The organism is Streptomyces koelreuteriae (assembly GCF_018604545.1).
In the GTDB taxonomy this organism is placed as follows: Bacteria; Actinomycetota; Actinomycetes; order Streptomycetales; family Streptomycetaceae; genus Streptomyces; species Streptomyces koelreuteriae.
Genome location: NZ_CP075896.1, coordinates 1,798,313 through 1,818,970, shown reverse-complemented (window position 1 = coordinate 1,818,970; position 20,658 = coordinate 1,798,313). Strand labels below are relative to the sequence as shown.

Here is a 20,658-nt window from a genome sequence, read left to right as displayed (position 1 = left end):
CGAACCGCCGGGCCCGTGTCAGGGCTTGCGGGCGACCGCCACGTAGAGGGGGATCTCGTTGCCCCCGCCGTCCCCTCCACGCCGTTCGCCGAGCCCGGGATGCCACCGCGCGGCCAGGACCACACCCGGGTCCACCAGCTCAAGGCCCGTGAAGAACTCCGAGAACTCCTCCCGGCTGCGCACCTGCGCCGCCGTGCCGCCCTTGCGGTACACCTCGACGACCCGCTCCCAGGTCTCCGGGTCGAAGTCGCCCGTCGCGTGGGAGAGCGTCAAGTGGCTTCCGGGCGGCAGCGGTTCGAGGAGTTCCCGGACCAGCCGGAGGGGCTCGTCCTCGTCGCCCACCAGGTGCAGGAGTGCCACCAGGGACAGGGCGATCGGCCGGCTGAAGTCGAGGGTCTCCCGGGCCGTCGCGATGATCTTTGCGGGGTCCCGCACATCGGCCTGGACGTAGGCGGTCCTCCCCTCGGGCGCGCTGTGCAGCAGGGCCTCGGCGTGCCGGAGCACGATCGGGTCGTTGTCCGCGTAGACCACCCGGGCGTCGGGGGCGACCCCTTGGACGATCTGGTGGAGGTTCGGCTCGGTCGGGATGCCGGTCCCGATGTCGAGGAACTGGCGGACGCCCCGCTCGGCCAGCAGCCGGGAGGCGCGGTGCATGAAGGCGCGATTGGTGCGCGCCATCGCGCTCACGGCGGGGAAGTGCGAGGTCACCTGCTCGGCCGCCGCCACGTCGACCGGGTAGTTGTCCTTCCCGCCCAGGAAGTAGTCGTACATCCGCGCCGAATGGGGCTTGCTGGTGTCGATCGTGCCCACAGTCGCACATCCTCCCTCGAACGCCCGGTCGACCGGAGGCTAGCGAAAATTCCCGGATGCTGCCGAAGTTCGCTCTGTACGGTGAGGGGATCCGCAGTTCAGACCACTGATCAAAGGTCGATCCACCGTGTTTCTGACCATCACCACCACCGGCACCCCGGAGCGCCCCGCCACCGATCTCGGCTTCCTGCTGCACAAGCACCCCGAGAAGGCCCAGGCGTTCTCCACCTCCTACGGCACGGCCCATGTCCTCTACCCCGAGGCGGACGCCGAGCGCTGCACGGCGGCGCTGCTGCTGGAGGTGGATGCCGTGGCACTGGTCAGGCGCGGCAAGGGCAAGGGCCGGGGCGGCGCCCCGGACGCGGCACTCGCGCAGTACGTCAACGACCGCCCCTACGCCGCCTCCTCCCTGCTCGCCGTGGCGCTGAGCAATGTCTTCTCCAGCGCGATGAAGGGCGTCTGCAACGCCCGGCCCGAACTGCCCGCCGTACCGTGGCCGCTGCGTATCGAGGTACCGGCGCTGCCCGCCCGCGGCGGCCCCGGGCTCGTACAGCGGCTGTTCGAGCCGCTGGGCTGGACGGTCACCGCCGAACCCGTGCCGCTGGACACCGAGTTCCCGCAGTGGGGCGACTCCCGCTACGTCCGACTCGAACTGGAGTCCACGGACCGTACTCTCGCCGAGGCCCTGCGCCACCTCTACGTCCTGCTCCCGGTCCTGGACGACGCCAAGCACTACTGGGTCGCCCCCGACGAGGTCGACAAGCTGCTGCGCGCCGGTGAGGGCTGGCTGCCCGGCCACCCCGAGCAGCAGCTGATCACCAGCCGCTACCTCTCGCGCCGCTGGTCGCTGACCCGTGCGGCGACGGAGCGGCTGGAGCTGGTCCGGCTGGCCGAGACCGACGACAGCGAGGTCGAGGAGATCGACAACGCGGTCGGGGCGGAGACCGAGACCGAGGAGCGGCCCACCCCGCTCGCCGTACAGCGCCGGGAGGCCATCACCGCCGCGCTCAAGGCGTCCGGGGCCGCCCGCGTCCTGGATCTCGGCTGCGGCCAGGGCCAGTTGGTGCAGACCCTCCTCAAGGACCCGGCGTTCACCGAGATCGTGGGCGTGGACGTGTCGATGCGGGCGCTCACCATCGCCTCCCGGCGGCTCAAGCTGGATCGCATGGGGGAGCGGCAGGCCTCGCGCGTCAAGCTCTTCCAGGGCTCGCTCGCCTACACCGACCCGCGGATCAAGGGCTACGACGCCGCCGTGCTCAGCGAGGTCGTCGAGCACCTCGACCTGCCCCGGCTGCCCGCCCTGGAGTACGCCGTGTTCGGCTCGGCCCGCCCGCGCGCGGTCCTCGTGACGACCCCGAACGTCGAGTACAACGTGCGCTGGGAGAGCCTCCCGGCCGGCCACGTCCGCCACCGCGACCACCGCTTCGAATGGACCCGCGCCGAGTTCCGGGCCTGGGCGGAGGCGGTCGCCGAACGGCACGGCTACTCGGCCGAGTTCATACCCGTCGGCCCTGACGACCCCGAGGTGGGACCGCCCACCCAGATGGCCGTGTTCACCCTGACCACCCCGACCAGTCCGAAGGAGGCGAAGGCGGCATGACCGACGTACGCGAGGGGCGGGTCCTGCCCGTCACCGACCTCTCCCTGGTGGTGCTCGTCGGTGCCTCCGGCTCCGGCAAGTCCACCTTCGCCCGCAGGCACTTCAAGCCCACGGAGATCATCTCGTCCGACTTCTGCCGCGGCCTCGTCTCGGACGACGAGAACGACCAGAGCGCCACCAAGGACGCCTTCGACGTCCTGCACTACATCGCGGGCAAGCGCCTCGCCGCCGGCCGCCGCACCGTCGTGGACGCGACCAGCGTGCAGCCCGACGCCCGACGCCAGCTGGTCGACCTGGCCCGGAGTCACGACGTCCTGCCGATAGCCATCGTGCTCGACGTGCCCGAGGAGGTGTGCGCCGAGCGCAACGCGGGCCGCACCGACCGCGCCGACATGCCCCGCCGCGTCATCCAGCGCCACACCCGGGAACTGCGCCGTTCCCTCAGGCACCTGGAGCGCGAGGGCTTCCGCAAGGTGCACATCCTGCGCGGCGTCGACGAGGTCGAGCACGCCACCGTCGTCACCGAGAAGCGCTTCAACGACCTCACCCACCTCACCGGCCCCTTCGACATCGTCGGCGACATCCACGGCTGCGCCGCCGAACTGGACTCGCTGCTCGGCAAGCTGGGCTACAAGGACGGAGTCCACCCCGAGGGCCGTACCGCCGTCTTCGTCGGCGACCTGGTCGACCGCGGCCCCGACAGCCCGGGCGTGCTGCGCCGCGTCATGGCGATGGTGAAGTCCGGCAACGCCCTGTGCGTGCCCGGAAACCACGAGAACAAGTACGGCCGTCACCTGCGCGGCCGCAAGGTCCGGCACACCCACGGCCTCGCCGAGACCATCGAGCAGATGACGGGCCAGAGCGAGGAGTTCGTCGCCGAGGTGCGGGAGTTCCTCGACGGCCTCGTCAGCCACTACGTCCTCGACGGCGGCCGCCTGGTCGTCTGCCACGCCGGCCTGCCCGAGAAGTACCACGGCCGCACCTCCGGCCGGGTCCGCAGCCACGCCCTGTACGGCGACACCACCGGCGAGACCGACGAGTTCGGCCTGCCGGTGCGCTACCCCTGGGCGGAGGACTACCGAGGTCGTGCGGCCGTCGTCTACGGTCACACCCCCGTCCCGGAGGCCACCTGGCTCAACAACACCATCTGCCTGGACACCGGCGCCGTCTTCGGCGGCAAGCTCACCGCGCTGCGCTGGCCGGAGCGCGAGCTGGTCGACGTACCGGCGGAGCGCGTCTGGTACGAGCCCGCGAAGCCGCTGCTCACGGAGGCCCCCGGCGGACACGACGGCCGCCCGCTGGCCCTGGCCGACGTGCAGGGCCGCCGGATCGTGGAGACCCGGCACCAGGGCCGGATCTCGATCCGCGAGGAGAACGCGGCGGCGGCCCTGGAGGTCATGAGCCGCTTCGCGGTGGACCCGCGGCTGCTGCCGTACCTCCCGCCCACCATGGCACCGACGGCGACCAGCAAGGTCGATGGCTACCTCGAACACCCCGTCGAGGCCTTCGCGCAGTACGCGGCGGACGGGGTCGAGCGGGTCGTGTGCGAGGAGAAGCACATGGGATCGCGGGCGGTGGCGCTGGTCTGCCGGGACGCGGACGCGGCCCGCAAGCGCTTCGGCGTGGACGGCCCGACCGGGGCGCTCTACACCCGCACCGGCCGCCCCTTCCTCGACGACGACGCCCTCACCGAGGAGATCCTCGACCGGGTGCGCACGGCGATCGGCGAGGCCGGCCTCTGGGACGAACTGGCCACCGACTGGCTGCTGCTGGACGCCGAACTGATGCCCTGGTCCCTGAAGGCCTCCGGCCTGCTGCGCTCCCAGTACGCCGCGGTGGGCGCCGCCTCCGGCGCGGTGCTCCCGGGCGCGCTGGCCGCGCTGGAGGGCACGGCCGCACGCGGCGTGGACGTCACCGGCCTGCTGGCCCGCACCCGCGAACGCTCCGCCGACGCCGCCGCGTTCACCGAGGCCTACCGCCGCTACTGCTGGACCACGGACGGCCTGGACGGCGTCCACCTGGCACCGTTCCAGATCCTCGCCGTCCAGGGCCGCAGCCTCACCGCCCTGCCCCACGACGAGCAGCTCGCCCTGCTCGACCGGCTCGTCGAGCACGACGGCAGCGGCCTGCTGCGCACCACCCGGCGGCTGTACGTCGACACGGCCGACCCGGAGTCCGTCCGGGCCGGTGTCGACTGGTGGCTGGAGATGACCGGCCGCGGCGGCGAGGGCATGGTCGTCAAGCCGATCGGCGCCCTCGTCCGCGACCCCCAGGGCCGCCTCGTCCAGCCCGGCATCAAATGCCGCGGCCGCGAGTACCTGCGGATCATCTACGGCCCCGAGTACACCCGCCCGGAGAACCTCGCCCGCCTGCGCTCCCGCTTCCTCAACCACAAGCGGTCCCTGGCGATCCGCGAGTACGCCCTGGGCCTGGAGGCCCTGGACCGACTCGCCGACGGTGAGCCGCTGTGGCGGGTGCACGAGGCGGTGTTCGGGGTGCTGGCGCTGGAATCGGAGCCGGTGGACCCGAGGCTCTGAGCCGGAAGGGCGGCCTCCACAAGGTCGAGTCCGATCGAATCCGGCCAGGCTTGTCCCGTCTGGGGCGATCCTGGCCGGACGTCGTCCTTCCGGTCCCATTCGTCCCTGGTTAACCGCTGGTTGCCGTGCTAACTTCGCTGGTCGATCAGGCAGGTATACCGGCTCAGGGGGAAAGTCGGTGGAGACACACGCGGGGTTCGGCGAACCCGAGGGCGGGTCCGGGCGTGCGGAAGGCTTACGGCTGCTGCTGGGGCTGACCAACGCCCTGTGCGGTCTGGGCTGCATGGAGGACGCGCAGGGGCGGCTGCACTTCGGTGTCGTCCTCGGAGGCCTGCTGGGGCGCCGGATCGACCTGCGCGGCATCAAGTTGCGCGAGGACGTGGTCCTGCTGACGCGCGCCGCGCTGAACATGCCGGGCGGGGAACGCGTACTGGTCGAGGTGGTGCGGATCCTCGAAGGCGAACTGGCGGGCGACGAACTCGATCAGCTGCTCGACCAGTGGCTCGCGCCCGCCCCGCCCCCTGCCCTCCAGGGGCCCCTCTCCCGCGACGACGAGGCCGGCGCCCGCGCCCTCCTCGCCAAGGGCGAACTCCCCGCCGCCCGGCTGCGCGACGCCCTGGTCGAGGAGCTCAACGGCCTCGACCTGCCCACCGGACTCGCCCCGGAGCAACTCCTCGCGCACGTCCTGGACTGGAACGTGCAGCCGGACGGACTGCCCCCCGCCGTCCTGCTGATCGACCACGCCGCCCTGCTCGCCGCCAGCCCGGGGCACCGCACCGCCCTGTCCGGCTGGGCCGACGACTGGGCCCGGCGCGCGGGCCTGACCGGGCCGGTGGAGGAACGCCGCAAGGCCCGCGGCTCGGCCAAGAGCGATCCGGACATCCCGCGCTGCCTGGTCGTCGCCGTCGAACCGGCACGGGACGGCTCCGGCGAGATCGTCGTCCGCCCCTGGCTCAACACCGTCCCCGGCCGCTGGGACCCACAGCCCGGCGAACCCGCCACGACCACCCTCGACGAGCTCGGCCCGGCCGTCCAGCGCGCGTTACGGCAGGGCGCCCGCCTCTGGTCGGCGCCCCGTGAACCCGACCCGGGCGGACGCCGGCAGCCACCGCCGTACATCGAGTTCGTCCTTCCGTACGAACTCCTCAACCACGATGTGGCCGGTCTGACCTTCCGGATCGGCGACGGGCAGCCGCTGCCGCTCAGCCTGAAGTACGGGGTGCATCTGCGCAGCCTGGAGCGGATGCGCACGGACGACGCCCTGGTCCGCGACCAGTGGCAGGAGCGTTGGCGAACCCTGAACGAGCACGGCGTCCAGGTGCACGGCTGGCGCGAACCGGACGGCGGCCGGATCGGCGCGTGGCAGGCCGGGCTCGCCGGGGAACCAAGACATACGGCGGTGGTGCTCGACGCCCCGTCCGACGTCCTGGCACTGGAGGCTCTCAAGGCCGCCATAGCGGAAGGGGTGGGGCTCGCGATCTGGGACCGCAGAGGTGCCTTCCGCGAGGAGCGCCGGGAAGTGGTGACCGCCCTGTTCGCCGCGGCGCCCACACCGGCGAGGATCCCGGTGGCCGTCCACCTCCTGCGCAGGAACGCCGAGAGCGAGGGCCGGGGCCCAGGCGAGCTGCTCGGCCGGCACATCGGCTTTTTCTGGGACGATCCGACGCGTCCCGTTGACTTCCAGCCCACCGACCCAGGCGATCTCGCCAGCGAGGAGGCATCCGCATGAGCGGGCAGGAGCAGACGGTCCCGAACGACTGGTGGATCTTCCACGGCACGGGCAGCGCCCCCGCCGTCCCGCCCGATCTGCCCGTGCCGCCGCCCTGGCGCAGCTTCCGGGGCGAACCGGCCCGGCCCGTACCGGCGGCCGACCCCCAGGCCGCGCTGCGCCGCCTGGGCCCCGGTGACGTCACTCCGCAGCTGGGCAAGGACGAGATCGACGTCGTCAACACCGCGCTGCTGCTGCGCCGGCCCCTGCTGATCACCGGCCCGCCCGGCGTCGGCAAGTCCACCCTGGCCTACCTCATCTCCCGCGAACTCGGCCTCGGCCGGGTCCTGGAGTGGAACATCGTCAGCCGCACCACCCTGCGCGAGGGCCTCTACGCCCACGACGCCATGGGCCGCGCCCAGGCCATCGCCGCCTGGCGGGCCGGCCTGCGGCATGCCGCGTCCCTGGAACCGGACGACATCGATCCGGCTACGGACGTCAACACCGCGCTTCAGCAAAATCCGCGCCAACTACCCCCGTTTCTCGGTGACTTCATCACGCTGGGCCCCCTGGGGACCGCGCTGCTGCCCTACGATCGTCCCCGTGTGCTTCTCGTCGACGAGCTCGACAAGAGCGACATCGACCTGCCGAACGACCTGTTGCACGTCCTGGAGAACGGAAGCTATGAAGTCCCCGAGCTGGTACGCGACGCCGAGGACAGCGCGCGCGTCCACACCAGCGACCCCGGGGGCCGCGCCGAGGTGCGCGACGGGCGCATCGAGTGCCGGGAGTTCCCGGTCGTGGTGATCACCAGCAACGGAGAACGCGAATTCCCCGCGGCCTTCCGCCGGCGCTGCCTCCCGCTGGAGATGCGCACGCCCACCCGGGAGCAACTCCTGGCCATGGTCGAAGGGCACCTCGGAACCCGCCCGCAGGGCACCGAAGACCTCGTCGACCTGTTCGTTCAGCGGGTCCAGGCCGGCGGAACCCACTCCCTGGACCAGTTGCTCAACGCTGTCCAGATGACGACGGCGGGTGGTTTCCAGGCGGATGGTGACGGGCGTAAGCTCGTGGAAATGCTCCTGCGCGACCTCGCGAAGGGCCGCTGAATTGAAGGGCTATCCCAGGGAGCACGCATCCGGGCTCGGCGACGGATTTCCCGTTTCGGGGTCGTCGCCTCCTTCGGCGTTGCCCGAGTCCGCCGATCAGGCGGCTGAGCACGGAGCGACGCCACCGGACACCCTGGAACAGTCCCTCCCGCGCTGGCAGGACGTCGCCGACGCGGTCTGGCTCGCCGTGCACTGGAACCGCCACGGCGGCCCGGCCTCCTCCGGCCCCGAGCCGGCGCCGGGCCGGACGACGACATCCCCGGCCCCGACTCCCGTACGCCCGCGGGACACGGAGGACACGAACCAGCGGGACACCTCACCGGCCGACCAGCCGGGTCCCTCCCCTGACACCACCCCCGACGCGGTGCGCGCTCCGCGCCCGCCGGCCACTCCCGACGGTCTCGACGACCGTCCGCGGCAGGGGACCGGCTCCCCCCTGCCCGGAGAGCCCCGCGCCTCGGCGCGCCTGTTACCCGACGCCGAGGGCCGTTTCACCCTGCGCCTCGGGCAGCCGCTGCTGCCCGCCGACGACCGCCCGCAGCAGGCCCCGGGCCGCGCCACCGCCCGGTTCGCCCGCGCCCTGCACCAGCTGGCCCGCCGTGTGCCGTCCCGCGACACGCTCGAACTCGACGAGGAGACCACGGCCGAGCAGGGGATCATCGACGGCATGTGGGTGCCGTTCCTGCGTCCCGCCCGGACGGCCGCCTTCGACCTGGTCCTGCTGGTGGACGACGCGCCCACCCTGCGGATCTGGGAGGAGTCCACCGCCCGGCTCGCCCAGGCCGCCGAGCACAGCGGCGCCTTCCGGGCCGTGCGAACGGTCCGGGTGAACGTGCCGCGCACCGGCACCGCCACCCTGCGCTGGAGCGTCGGCCGGGCCGCCGCCGACCCCGCCGAACTCCTCGGCGGACGCGGTGACCGCGTCTTCCTCGTCGTCACCGACGGGCTCGCCCACGGCTGGGCCTCGCCCGCCGCCGACGACCTGCTCGCCCGGCTCGCCCACGCCGGCCCCACGGCCCTGGTGCATCTGCTCCCGCCGCACCTGCGCCACCGCGCCTCGCTCTACCCCCACCCGGCCGTCCTGGAGGCCGGCGGCTTCGGCGCCGCCAACGACGGACTCGAGCACTGGGCGCCGCCCGGCGGCCCCGACCCCCTGCGACCGCTGCCCGACGCGGGCGACGGCTCCGTGCCCGTCCCCGTGCTCTCCCTCAAGCCCGCCTCGCTCGCGGCCTGGGCCGACCTCGTCACCGGGGAACGCGGAGTGCGCCGCGCCCTGCCCGTCGTCCTGGCCGGCACCCTCACCAAGGGATCGCCCGCGCCCGGCCTGCGCGCCCCCCGCTTCCCGCGCGCCGCCAAAGCCGCCGTACGCCGATTCTTCACGCTGGCCACCCCCGCGGCACGCCGCCTCGCAACGCAACTGGCGGCGGTTCCCTTCGAGTTCGACCTCGTGGAACAGCTGCGGCGGCGCACCATGCCGGAGACCGGCCCGGACCACCTCGCCGAGATCCTGATGGGCGGGCTGATCGACTGGGACAGCGGCGGCGAGGGCCGTCCGGAGTTCGCCGACGGGGTCCGCGAGGAACTGCTCGCCACCACCACCCGCAGCCAACTCGCCCACACCGTCAGCGTGGTGGGCGAACTTCCCGCCGCGGGCGCCCGGGGCCTCGCCCTGCGCGCCGCCCTGCGCGACCCGATGGGCGCCACGCTGCCCGACCCGTCCGAGCGGGGCTGGGCGCGCAGCGAGCTGGCCGTGATGCGGGCGCTCTCGGGGCCGTACTCCGAGCGGGCCCGCCGGATCGAGCCCGGTCTGTCCAGGGCCCGAGGGCCCGGTGACGCCGAACGAGTGAGTCCGGGAACGCCCGGAGCTGCAACTTCCGAGGTGAACCGCGCGGCTCCTGGGGGATTGTCCGACGGAACGGGAAGTCTGCCACCGTCGACCGCCCCCCAAGAAGCTGGAGAACCACCCGTGCCACCCCTGGTATCCGACGCCATCCCACAAGAACCCTCGGAGGCTGAGCTCCCCATGCCGAGCACCACGACCGGAACGCCCGCCGCCCTCCTGGTGAACGTGCCTCTGCGCAACACGTCGTTCGTCGGCCGGCAGGCGCTGCTGAGTGCCGTGGAGGAGCAGCTGGCGGCTCAGGACACGGCGGCGGTGCTCCCCAACGCCCTCCATGGGCTCGGTGGCGTCGGCAAGTCCCAGCTGGCACTCGAGTACGTCTACACCCACCAGCACGACTACCGGGTGATCTGCTGGATCCCCGCCGAGCGGGAGAGCCTCATTCTCGCCGCGTTGGCCCAGTTGGCGGCACAGCTCGGCGTCGCCCCCACCGGCCAGGACAGCCTCGGCGCCCCCGCCGCCAACACGGCCGTGCCGGCCGTACTGGAGGCGCTGAGCACCGGAACGCCGTACGACAGCTGGCTGCTCGTCTTCGACAACGCCGAGGACGTCGACACGGTGCGCCAGTACTTCCCGGCCAACGGACCGGGCAAGGTCATCGTCACGTCCCGGAACCGGGCCTGGGAAAGGGTGGCCACGTCGCTGCCGGTCAACGTGTTCGAGCGCGAGGAGTCGATCGAGCTGCTCCAGAGGCGCTCGCCCGACCTGTCCGTCGAGGACGCCGGGCGGCTCGCCGACGCCCTGGGCGACCTGCCGCTCGCGGTGGAGCAGGCGGGCGCTTGGCGCGCGGTGACCGGCATGCAGGTCGACGAGTATCTCGACCTGCTCGCGCAGCGCAGTCCCGAGATCCTCGAACTCGACCCGGCTCCCGACTATCCGGTCTCCGTCGCCGCCGCCTGGGACATCTCGCTGGAGCGGATCAAGGAGAACAACCCGGGCGCCCGGCAGCTGCTCGACATCTGCGCCAGCATGGCCCCCGAGCCCATCCCGAGGGCGATGCTGCGCGGGAGCCGCGGCGTCAATGTCACGCCCGAGGTCGATCCCCTGCTGCGGGAGTCGATCAAACTCAACCGGGCCGTCCGCGACCTGAGCCAGTTCTCCCTGGTCCGGGTGGACCCGCGTTCCGACACCCTCCAGATGCACCGCCTGCTGCAGACGGTGCTCCTGGCCAAACTGAGCGCCGACGAGCGGGAGCGGATGCGTGACGCCGCGCACCAGTTGCTGTCGGCCGCCAAGCCCGGCCCCTCCGGCTCGTCACTGGAATGGCGTGCCTATCAGGCGCTGCTGCCCCATGTGCTCACCTCACAGGCCGTGACCAGCACCGACACCTATGTGCGGGAGCTGGTCTTCGACACGGTGTGGTTCCTCTACTACTGGGGAGACCACGTGGGCGCCGCCGACTTCGCCCGCCAGGCCTGGAGCGCCTGGCTCGGGTCCTCGGACGAGGATGACCTCCACGTCCTCCGGATGACGAAGAGCCTCGGATTCCTGCTGCGGCAGAACGGCCAGGTCCCCGAGTCCATCCCGCTCACCGAGAAGGCCCTGGAGATCTCGCGCCGCTCCGATGTCGACTCCGAGAACCTGATCGACTCGCTGTGCGAGATGGCGGACGCCCGCGGCTACCAGGGCGGGTTCGAGGAAGCCCGGGCGCTGACGCAGGAGGCCACCGAGCTGGCCCGGTCCCTGTTCGGCCCGGACGATCCGATGACGCTGCGGGCCACCCACGCCTGGGGAGTCGCCCTGCGGCTGTGCGGCCGGTTCAGGGAAGCGCTGCCGCTGGACCAGGAGAACGCCCAGCAGCGTGAGCTGCTGTTCGGCCCTGCCAGCTTCTTCACCCTCAACACCCTCAACGCGCTCTCCATCGACATGCGCGAGAGCGGGGACTACCCCGGCGCCCGCGACTTCCAGGAGGACGCGTACCGCCGGGCGCGCACCGAACTCGGTGAGGAACACCCGCTCACCTTGCGCATCGCCCGCAATCTCGCGGTCTGCCGACGCCGGGACGGGGCCCACGAAGAGGCGGCCAAGCTCTCGGACGAGACGCTGCGGCGCTTCGTCTCCCGCTACGGAAAGGACCACTTCGACGCCGTGTCGTCGGCGACCAACGTGTCCGTCGACCGGCGTCTGAACGGCGACCTCGACGGCTCCCGGGAGCTGGCGGAGGAGACCCTGCGTCGATTCGAGCAGCGCCTCGGTCAGGGCCACGCGTACACCCTCCTGACCAAGGCGAACCTGGCCGCCACCCTGCGTGCCCTCGGGGCCCTGGACCAGGCACAGGAGCTGGAGGACGACGCGGCGAGCCGGCTGGCCGCGGGTGTGGGCGCCCGGCACATCACCGCGCTGACCGTCGCCATCGGCCAGGCCAACACGGCCTACGCACGCGTCGACTTCGAGCGGGCGCACGAGATCGACCAGGCCAATCTGCCGCTGCTCGCCGAGATCGCCGGTGAGGAGCACCCGTTGACGCTGGCCTGCACGGCGAACCTCGGCCTCGACCTGCGGGGCCTGGGCCGCAGGGCGGAGGCCGACGAACTGCAGCGCAAGGCGACGGACGGCTTCGCCCGCGTGGTTCGCGCCGACCACCCGTGGCACGTGGCCGCACGCCAGGGCCGCCGTATCGAGTGCGACATGGCGCCGATGCCGCTGTAGACCACCGCCTCGTCCGGGGTGGCACCCGTGTGCCACCCCGGACCGTCAGCCCGCGTCCGCCACCGGTGTGGGGGGCACGCCGTCCGACGGGTGACGAGGTGCCGGGGTGTCGCCCGCGTGGTCCGGGAGAGTCAGATGCACCGGCACGACCTCGGCAGGGCCCGGGGCGCGGGTCGGCTCGTGGTCGGACAGGCGGCGCACCAGGATCAGCAGGGGCTGCGTGAGCAGCGTGGTGGCCAGGGCCATGAAGACCAGCACCGTATAGAGGGGCTTGCTCACCAGGCCCGCCTGGAAGCCGGCGTTGAGGGCGATCAGCTCCGTGAGACCGCGGGCGCTCAGCAGGACACCGACGGTCCGGGCGTCGTCGCGGTCCAGTCCGCCCATCCGGGCCGCCACCACGCCACTGCCGACCTTCGTGGTGACCGCCAGCACCGTCACCACCAGCAGCGCGATCCAGCCGGTGGCATTCATGCTGTTGAGGGTGACGGACTGCCCGGAGAACACGAAGAAGTAGGGCACCAGCAGCGAGCTGACGACATGCAGCGGCCGCAGCAGATCCGGGTCGAGCGTGCCGCGCTGCTCACGCGGGCAGACGATCCCCGCGAGCAGCGCACCGCAGATGGCGTGCAGCCCGAGGTACTGCGTCACGGACGCCGACGCACAGGCGAAGCCGATGAGCACCGCCAGCCGCAGGGACGGCTCCATCCGGGTCCGCCACAGCAGCCTGCGCAGCACGGGCCGGGCCGCCGCCAGCATCAGCAGGGCGAACCCGGCCGCGATGAGGGCCCGCCACTGCCAGCCCAGGACGTGCTCACCGCTGTCGCTGTCCAGCATCGTCCCGGCCAGCACCGTCCACCCGATCACATCGAGCAGCCCGGCCGCGGACACCGCGAGGACGCCCGGCACCGTGTCGGCCAGGTTGTTCTCCCGCACGATGGCCGTCAGGACCGGTACGGCCGTTATCGACAGGGCGACCCCGGCGAACAGCACCATGCCGGTGGTGAGCGGGGGCATGTCCAGGGCCCGCAACTGCTCCCGGAACAGCAGCGCGCAGCCGCTGCCCACGATCATCGGGACCACGAACGCCGCCAGCGCCACCGTCACGACCGTGCGCGCCCGGTCGCCCAGGATCTTCAGATCCAGCTCGTATCCCACCGCGAACAGGAAGACCACCAGGGAGAACTGCGCGAGCCCGGTCAGCGCGGTGCCGATCTCCTGGGGGAACACCGTCCGGTAGACATCCGGCGCCGCACTGCCGAGCAAGGAGGGACCGAGGGCGATGCCCGCCGTCAGCTGCCCCACGATGTACGGCTGCCTCAGCCGCTGGGCCACCCAGCCGGCGCCATGGCCGACCGCCAGGATCAGGGCCGAGGCGAACAGGAAATGCGTGACCACCGCGTCAGCGCTCACTGCGTCCCCCTGTGTCCAGTTGTCATGGCCGGTGGTTCGGCCGCGGGCGGGTCCTCGCACGTGTGCTCGACCCCCAACCTCCTTATGATACTGGTAAGTTGACGGCGTAACGGCAGTCGTACACAACTCTGTACCGGTGTCACGGGGGGCACATGGCGACGGTCGTCTTCATCCATGGAACAGGGGTGCGCGAACCAGGCTTCTCGAAGCTTGCGGGGCGCGTGGCGGCCGGACTGACCGCCCTGCGCGAGGGACTACGCATCGTGCCGTACTACTGGGGCGGCACGCACGGCGCCACGCTCGCGGCGGGCGGGGTCAGCCTTCCCGCCGAGCCGGGCGGCACGGCCCGGGGCCTGCCCGACGGTGACGGCGACGACGCGTCGGCCGCCGCCTGGGCCGCCCTCTACGCCGACCCGTACGCCGAACTCGTGCTCGCCGCGGCCGGCGCGCCGCAGGTCGTCGAGCGTCCGCCCGGCTCCCTGCCTCCCGACCAGGCGATACGAACCGGTCTCCTCGCCCTAGCGGCTCAAGGGGACGTTCCTGCCGCCGAACTGGGCCCGGGACTGGCCCGCGCCGCCACCGATCTGGCCGCCCATCCGCTGCTCGCCCCGGCCGCCGTCGCCCTCGCCCCCGACGACCTCGGGGCCCTCGCCGGACGCAGTCTTGCGGCCCGGGTCATCGCCGACGCCCTGGACTCCGACGTCCCGTTGGTGCCGGTCGGTGACAGCCGTGACGCCGTCGCCGACGTGCTCGCCGTGGCACTCGGTGCACAGCCCCGGGGCACGGAACGCGGGGTGCGCTCTCTGGTGCTGCGGGTCGCGGGTTCGGCGGCATCCCGTGCCGTTGTGCGCCGCCGCCGCGCCCTCACCGAGGCCGCCCACCCCGCCGCCGCCGACATCCTGCGCTACCTCAGCCGCGGCGAGGCGGTCCGCGCCGAACTGCGTCACCTGATCACGGGCCTCGAACCGCCCGTCACCCTGGTCGGCCACAGCCTCGGCGGCATCATCGCCCTGGACACCCTGATCTCCGCGCCGCTGCCACAGGTCCGATTCCTGGTGACGGCGGGATCCCAGGGGCCGTTCCTCTACGAGTCGGGCTCACTGCCCTCCCTCGAACACCCCGCACCCCTGCCGTCGCACGTCCCGGACTGGTTGAACCTGTACGACTCCCGCGACCTGCTCTCCTATCTGGGCGCGGGCCTGTTCCCCGGACGGGTCACGGACGTGGCGGTCGACAGCCGTCAGCCCTTCCCGGCCTCGCACAGCGCCTATTGGACGAACCCCGAGGTCTACCGGCACATCGTGGACCGGCTGCAGTGAACCCCGCCCGGGTGCATGCGCTGATCGTCGGCGTCGAGCGGTACGACGCCGGGTCCGGCTGGGATCTGCCCGGGCCGGCGCGCGATGCGGTGGCCTTTCACCGGCTGCTGCGTGCGGCCGGGGTGCCGGACGACCAGCTCCGTCTGCACCTCGCCCCGCTGCCGCCGTACGTCCCCGAGGTCGCCCACCAGCCCGCCGATCACGCGACTCTGCGCCGCGTCCTCGTCCGCGAACTGCCCCTGGCCCAGGGCGATGTCCTCTGGGTGTGGTGGGGCGGGCACGGCGTCCTCGACCGGGCCGGGCACCTGCGGTTGTTCTGCTCGGACGCCACTACCGCCGACAAGCTGGGCATCGACCTGGACTCCGCGCTCGACCGGTACGCCGGGGACGCCGTAGCGGCCTTCGGTGATCAGCTGTGGATCGTGGACGCCTGCGAGACTTTCGAAGAGGACCTGGCCTTCCGGGAGCAACTGCCGCCGGACGCCCTGCCGGTGGGGCGGCGCAACCTCGCCCATCGGCAGACGCTGCTGCGGGCGGCCGGGCGGGGGCGGGTCGCCGCCAACGACCGGGAGCGCGGGACGGGGCTGTTCTCCGAGATCCTGCTCGGGCTGTTGGCCGACCGAGTCGCCGTTCTGCCCGCGTTGCCCGATCCGGAGGGACTGTTTCCGGCCGTACGGGCACGTATCGCGGCCCTCAGGGAAGCGGGACGTACTCTGCAGTATCCGGAGATTCGGCTGCAGAGCCCCGAGCGCACCGAGATCGTGGCGCCGGCCGTACCGTCGCCCGGGCGGCGTCGGGCCTCGCCGTTGCAGCGGGCGGTGGACGCCCTTCTCGCCTATTCGCTGATGGGAGACCCCATCGAACGACAGGCGGTGGTCGCCTCGTTGGACCCGCGTGTCACTGCCACGCTGCCCCGGCACAGCAAGGCCCGCACCGATGTCGTCGGTATCCTCAACAGGCTGGCCCGGGGCCGCCCGGAGATGTTGTGGGAGCTGTTCGACGCCGTCGTCTCCCTCGATGACGATTCAGATCTCAGGGGCGAACTGGACGCTGCGTTACGGGAGTTCGAGGCCTCCCTGATGCGTCCGCGTGATCGGAAATGATCGAGTGGCGTGATCGTACGGTTTTCGACCGGGGCAGGAATGGCCATGATGGAAAGGACACGGGGCATCGCGTGCCACCGTGCGAGAAGGGGGAACATCTTGGACCAGCCGCCCGCTCTGTGCCACGCCGGAGCCGCCGTTCGTGAGCCGGCCACAGCTGGTGGTACCGACGTCTGGGAGTCGGATCTCGTCGACCTGGCGGGGCTGCCCGTGACCGCGGTGGACCGTCTCGCCCCGCTGCCTCCCTCTGCTCGTCTGCTCGGAGAGGTCCTGCGCGCACGCGAGAGCATCCGAGGGGGCGGCGAGGGGTCCGCCAGGGCCGAATAGCCGCACCCTGCCGCACGGCAGACCCCGGACGGGCATGCCGTGTTCCCGCCGGGGTCTGTACGCCCGTACTCCCCGACCGGAGGTCCCGCATGCCCAGCGAGCCGCGCCACGCCCCGTTCCGCATGCCCGAACGGCTCTTCGCGGAACTGGCGGCGGGAGGCGGCTCCGCCGAGGCCGTCGCCTTCCTCGAACGGGCGGAGCGGGCGCGCAGGCTGCTGCTTCTGCGGACCCTGCTGGACCGGCTCGGCACGCTGCACACGCCGCTGAGCCCGGCCGCCGAGGCCTGGGACGTCCTCAAGGAGGCCGCCGCCGCGGCACCCGGGCCGGTCGACCGGCTGCTGCTCGCCCCGGCGACCGGCGGCTGGCTCGCCCACGCGCTGCGCCGGCTGCACGGCACCGCGTCGGGCCCGCCGCTGTGGGCGGAAGCCGGGCATCTGTGCGCCCTGGCCGTCGCGGCGTCGCTGCACGCCGGGACGCGGGCGGACCTCAAGGTGCCCCTCACCGACGGCGGACTGCCGCTGCCGGGGCTGGGGCTGGCCCGGCTCTCCGGCGCGGAGGACGGGGTGACGGTCGCTCACGCCCGGACGAGCGGCGGCGAGCTGACCCTGTCCGGCCCGGGCCGCGACGGCGGCACCGTCACCGTGACGATCCGCCCGGCGACGCAACCCCTGCCGAGACCGGCACCGACGGCCTCGGACGCCAACCCCGCCTGGACCCCCCTGCGCACCCTCGCCCACCCCACCCCCGCCGGAACCGTCGCCATCCCCCTCGAAGACCTCGACCCCTACCGCGACCTGGACGACCCTCTGCCGCCCGCACCGCTCGACGCCGACGAAGCCGAGGCCTGGCAACGGCTGTTCGAGGAGGCCGTCGGGTTGCTCGCCGCGCCGGGCGGCGAGGGGCCGGGCCGGTTCGACCCCGGCGCGATACGGGCCGTGGTGCCCTGGGGACGTACGAGCACACAGCCGCCAGCGCCGCCGACCGTCCTGGTCTCCGCCACCAGCGGCGACTCCTTCGCCGCCATGGTCATCGCCCGCCCCTCCTGCCCGCTCGCCCTCGCCGAGACCCTCGTGCACGAGTTCCAGCACAGCAAACTGGCCGCGCTCCTGCACCTGTTCCCGCTGCTCGACGACGACCGGGAGGAGCGCTACTACGCCCCCTGGCGGCCGGATCCGCGGCATCTGACGGGGCTGCTGCACGGGGCGTACGCCTTCACCGGGGTCGCGGGGTTCTGGCGGGACCGGATGGCCGTGGCGGGGGACGACGAGGCGGCCGACACGGCCGGGTACCACTTCGCGCTGCGCCGGCTGCAGAGCCGGCTCGTCGTGCGCACCCTGCTGGTGGAGGGGCGTCTCACCCCGCAGGGCCGGGCCCTGGTGTCGGGGCTCGCCCGTACGCTCGACGGCTGGCTGCGCGAGCCGGTGCCGTACGCCGCGCTCACCCGGGCCCGGACGGCCGCGGCGCTGCACCGCACCGAGTGGCGGCTGCGCAACGTCGCCCCGCCGTCCGCCGGTTCCGCGGGCCCCCGCTTCCGTCCCGACCGCACCTCCTGGCCCGACGTCCGCACCCACGCCTTCGCCGCCCGGTCCGTCGCCCCGGACACCGCCGACGAGCGGCTCGCCGCCGGGGACGCCGCCGCCGCGCTCGCCGGGTACGCCGACGAGCTGGCCGACGACCCCGCCGAACCGCACGCCCTGGCCGGCTGGATCGTCGCGCGGGCCGTGCTCGACCCGGGGCGGACGACCCGGCGGATGCTGGCGCGGCCGGAGCTGCTCCAGCCGCTGCCGAGCGGATGACCGCGCTGGTTGTCGTCACTGAGACGTAAACAAGAGTGCGCGGAAACGTGCGAGCAGCGAGTCAACGGGCGCCGCGATGGTCAGGATGGAGGCATGGCATACCACGTCCACTCCGAGGCCGGGCGGCTGCGCCGCGTCATCCTGCACCGGCCCGATCTCGAGCTCAAAAGGCTCACCCCCAGCAACAAGACCTCGCTGCTCTTCGACGACGTGCTGTGGGTGCGCAGGGCCCGCGCCGAGCACGACGGATTCGCCGATGTGCTGCGCGACCGGGGCGTCGCCGTCCACCTCTTCGGTGACCTCCTGGCCGAGACGCTTCAGGTCCCGGTGGCCAGAACCCTCGTCCTGGACCGGGTCTTCGACGAGAAGGAGTACGGCCCCCTGGCCACCGACCACCTCAGAGCCGCCTTCGAGGACCTGCCCGCGCGGGAACTGGCCGAGCTCCTGGTCGGCGGCATGACGAAACGCGAGTTCCTGGACGGGCACCCCGAGCCGACCTCCGTGCGCTTCCACGTCATGGACCTGGACGACTTCCTGCTGGACCCCCTGCCCAACCACCTCTTCACCCGCGACACCTCGGCCTGGATCTACGACGGCGTCTCCATCAACGCCATGCGCTGGCCGGCCCGGCAGCGCGAGACCGTGCACTTCGAGGCGATCTACCGGCACCACCCGCTGTTCCGGGACGAGGCATTCCATGTCTGGTCCGAGGGGCAGGCCGACTATCCGTCGACCATCGAGGGCGGGGACGTCCTGGTCATCGGCAACGGGGCCGTTCTCATCGGCATGAGCGAGCGCACCACCCCGCAGGCCGTCGAGATGCTCGCGCACAAGCTGTTCGCCGCCGGTTCCGCCGAGACGATCGTGGCGCTCGACATGCCCAAGCGGCGTGCCTTCATGCACCTCGACACCGTGATGACCATGGTCGACGGCGACACCTTCACCCAGTACGCGGGCCTCGGCATGCTCCGCTCGTACACCATCGAGCCGGGCGTGGGGGAGAAGGAGCTGAAGGTCACCGACCATCCCGCCGAGCACATGCACCGCGCGATCGCCGCCGCGCTCGGCCTCAACGAGATCCGGGTGCTGACCGCCACCCAGGACGTGCACGCCGCCGAGCGCGAGCAGTGGGACGACGGCTGCAACGTCCTGGCCGTCGAGCCGGGCGTCGTGGTCGCCTACGAACGGAACGCCACCACCAACACCCACCTGCGCAAACAGGGCATCGAGGTGATAGAGATCCCGGGCAGCGAGCTGGGGCGGGGGAGAGGCGGGCCACGCTGTATGAGCTGCCCGGTCGAACGGGGGCCCGTATAGACATGCTGAGCTTCGTATAGTATTCCAGGAGTCTGTGTCCCCGTATCCCTGGAGCGCCCCCATGGCGACAGCCCCGAGCGCCCTCGCCGGCCGCCACTTCCTCAAGGAGCTGGACTTCACCGAGGAGGAGTTCCGCGGTCTGGTCGAGCTGGCCTCCGAGCTGAAGGCCGCCAAGAAGGCCGGGACCGAGACCCAGTACCTGCGGGGCCGGAACATCGCGCTGATCTTCGAGAAGACCTCCACCCGCACCCGCTGCGCGTTCGAGGTCGCGGCCGCCGACCAGGGCGCCTCGACCACGTACCTCGACCCCTCAGGTTCCCAGATCGGCCACAAGGAGTCGGTCAGGGACACCGCGCGGGTGCTGGGCCGGATGTACGACGGGATCGAGTACCGGGGCGACAGCCAGCTGAAGGTCGAGGAGCTGGCGGCGCACGCCGGGGTGCCCGTCTTCAACGGGCTCACCGATGACTGGCACCCCACCCAGATGCTGGCCGACGTGCTGACCATGACCGAGCACTGCGCCAAGCCGCTGAACGAGATCGCCTTCGCCTACCTGGGCGACGCCCGCTTCAACATGGGCAACTCCTACCTGGTCACCGGCGCTCTGCTCGGCATGGACGTGCGTCTGGTCGCGCCGAAGGCCTACTGGCCGGCCGAGGAGGTCGTCGACCGGGCCCGCGCGCTCGCCGAGAGCAGCGGCGCCCGCATCACGCTCACCGAGATCCTGGACGACGGCGTCCGCGGCGTCGACTTCGTCGCCACGGACGTCTGGGTCTCCATGGGCGAGCCCAAGGAGGTCTGGGACGAGCGGATCACCGCCCTCGGCCCGTACGCCGTGACCATGGACGTCCTGCGCGCCACCGGCAACCCGGACGTGCGGTTCCTGCACTGCCTGCCCGCCTTCCACGACCTGGGCACCAAGGTCGGCCGCGAGATCCACGCCTCGCACGGCCTGGCGTACCTGGAGGTCTCCGACGAGGTCTTCGAGTCGGCGCATTCCGTGGTCTTCGACGAGGCGGAGAACCGGATGCACACCATCAAGGCGGTCCTGGTGGCGACCCTGGCCTGAAGAG

13 protein-coding genes are annotated in these 20,658 nt (G+C 72.4%); 11 read left to right on the top strand and 2 right to left on the bottom strand.

The window, feature by feature from the left end; all coding sequences use genetic code 11:
• Positions 1–18: 18 nt before the first annotated feature.
• On the bottom strand, positions 19–771 hold the full coding sequence (locus tag KJK29_RS07945) for an SAM-dependent methyltransferase (RefSeq protein WP_215124201.1): 753 nt from the start codon (positions 769–771) through the stop codon (positions 19–21).
• 166 nt (positions 772–937) lie between these two features.
• Here KJK29_RS07945 and KJK29_RS07940 point away from each other — a divergent pair, with 166 nt between their 5' ends.
• The 5 genes from KJK29_RS07940 (at position 938) to fxsT (ending at position 12,313) form a co-directional block, all read left to right on the top strand.
• Positions 938–2,410 carry a 3' terminal RNA ribose 2'-O-methyltransferase Hen1 gene (locus tag KJK29_RS07940; RefSeq protein ID WP_215118003.1) on the top strand — a complete coding sequence of 491 codons (1,473 nt, stop codon included), beginning with the start codon at positions 938–940 and terminating at the stop codon, positions 2,408–2,410.
• Entirely contained in the window at positions 2,407–4,947 is a 2,541-nt protein-coding gene (locus KJK29_RS07935) for a polynucleotide kinase-phosphatase (protein WP_215118002.1), read from the top strand. Before KJK29_RS07940 ends, KJK29_RS07935 begins: the two co-directional genes overlap by 4 nt.
• 178 nt (positions 4,948–5,125) lie before the next feature.
• Positions 5,126–6,676 carry a VMAP-C domain-containing protein gene (locus tag KJK29_RS07930; protein ID WP_215118001.1) on the top strand — a complete coding sequence of 517 codons (1,551 nt, stop codon included), beginning with the start codon at positions 5,126–5,128 and terminating at the stop codon, positions 6,674–6,676.
• Positions 6,673–7,764, top strand: a complete 1,092-nt coding sequence (locus tag KJK29_RS07925) for an AAA family ATPase (protein WP_215118000.1) — start codon at positions 6,673–6,675, stop codon at positions 7,762–7,764. The genes KJK29_RS07930 and KJK29_RS07925 overlap by 4 nt, the downstream gene beginning before the upstream one ends.
• A gap of 79 nt (positions 7,765–7,843) precedes the next feature.
• Positions 7,844–12,313 (top strand): FxSxx-COOH system tetratricopeptide repeat protein, encoded by a 4,470-nt coding sequence (gene fxsT, locus KJK29_RS07920; RefSeq protein WP_456115089.1) that lies wholly within the window; start codon positions 7,844–7,846, stop codon positions 12,311–12,313.
• A 45-nt stretch (positions 12,314–12,358) separates the two neighbouring features.
• On the opposite strand, the gene KJK29_RS07915 is transcribed toward fxsT, so the two are convergent.
• Positions 12,359–13,723, bottom strand: coding sequence for a cation:proton antiporter (locus KJK29_RS07915; RefSeq protein ID WP_215117998.1), 1,365 nt, complete (start codon positions 13,721–13,723; stop codon positions 12,359–12,361).
• 152 nt (positions 13,724–13,875) lie between these two features.
• On the opposite strand from KJK29_RS07915, the gene KJK29_RS07910 reads away from it, so the two are divergent.
• The 6 genes from KJK29_RS07910 (at position 13,876) to argF (ending at position 20,654) form a co-directional block, all read left to right on the top strand.
• Complete coding sequence (locus KJK29_RS07910; protein WP_215117997.1) at positions 13,876–15,042, top strand: hypothetical protein; 1,167 nt, start codon at positions 13,876–13,878, stop codon at positions 15,040–15,042.
• Positions 15,039–16,145, top strand: a complete 1,107-nt coding sequence (locus KJK29_RS07905) for an effector-associated domain 2-containing protein (RefSeq protein WP_215117996.1) — start codon at positions 15,039–15,041, stop codon at positions 16,143–16,145. The genes KJK29_RS07910 and KJK29_RS07905 overlap by 4 nt, the downstream gene beginning before the upstream one ends.
• Before the next feature lie 99 nt (positions 16,146–16,244).
• Positions 16,245–16,472: a hypothetical protein gene (locus tag KJK29_RS07900; protein ID WP_215117995.1), complete on the top strand. Its 228-nt coding sequence runs from the start codon at positions 16,245–16,247 to the stop codon at positions 16,470–16,472.
• 89 nt (positions 16,473–16,561) lie between these two features.
• Entirely contained in the window at positions 16,562–18,268 is a 1,707-nt protein-coding gene (locus KJK29_RS07895; RefSeq protein ID WP_215117994.1) for an HEXXH motif domain-containing protein, read from the top strand.
• A gap of 93 nt (positions 18,269–18,361) precedes the next feature.
• On the top strand, positions 18,362–19,585 hold the full coding sequence (locus tag KJK29_RS07890; RefSeq protein WP_215117993.1) for an arginine deiminase: 1,224 nt from the start codon (positions 18,362–18,364) through the stop codon (positions 19,583–19,585).
• 61 nt (positions 19,586–19,646) lie between these two features.
• Entirely contained in the window at positions 19,647–20,654 is a 1,008-nt protein-coding gene (gene argF / locus KJK29_RS07885) for an ornithine carbamoyltransferase (protein WP_215117992.1), read from the top strand.
• The last annotated feature ends 4 nt before the right edge of the window (positions 20,655–20,658 follow it).

What these genes read in the sequence shown, in the direction of transcription:
- KJK29_RS07925 (WP_215118000.1), top strand. Translation starts at nt 6,673, where the DNA reads ATGAGCGGGCAGGAGCAGACGGTCCCGAACGACTGGTGGATCTTCCAC.
- KJK29_RS07910 (WP_215117997.1), top strand. Translation starts at nt 13,876, where the DNA reads ATGGCGACGGTCGTCTTCATCCATGGAACAGGGGTGCGCGAACCAGGC.
- KJK29_RS07945 (WP_215124201.1), bottom strand. Translation starts at nt 771, where the DNA reads ATGTACGACTACTTCCTGGGCGGGAAGGACAACTACCCGGTCGACGTG.
- KJK29_RS07935 (WP_215118002.1), top strand. Translation starts at nt 2,407, where the DNA reads ATGACCGACGTACGCGAGGGGCGGGTCCTGCCCGTCACCGACCTCTCC.
- KJK29_RS07890 (WP_215117993.1), top strand. Translation starts at nt 18,362, where the DNA reads ATGGCATACCACGTCCACTCCGAGGCCGGGCGGCTGCGCCGCGTCATC.
- argF (WP_215117992.1), top strand. Translation starts at nt 19,647, where the DNA reads ATGGCGACAGCCCCGAGCGCCCTCGCCGGCCGCCACTTCCTCAAGGAG.
- KJK29_RS07895 (WP_215117994.1), top strand. Translation starts at nt 16,562, where the DNA reads ATGCCCAGCGAGCCGCGCCACGCCCCGTTCCGCATGCCCGAACGGCTC.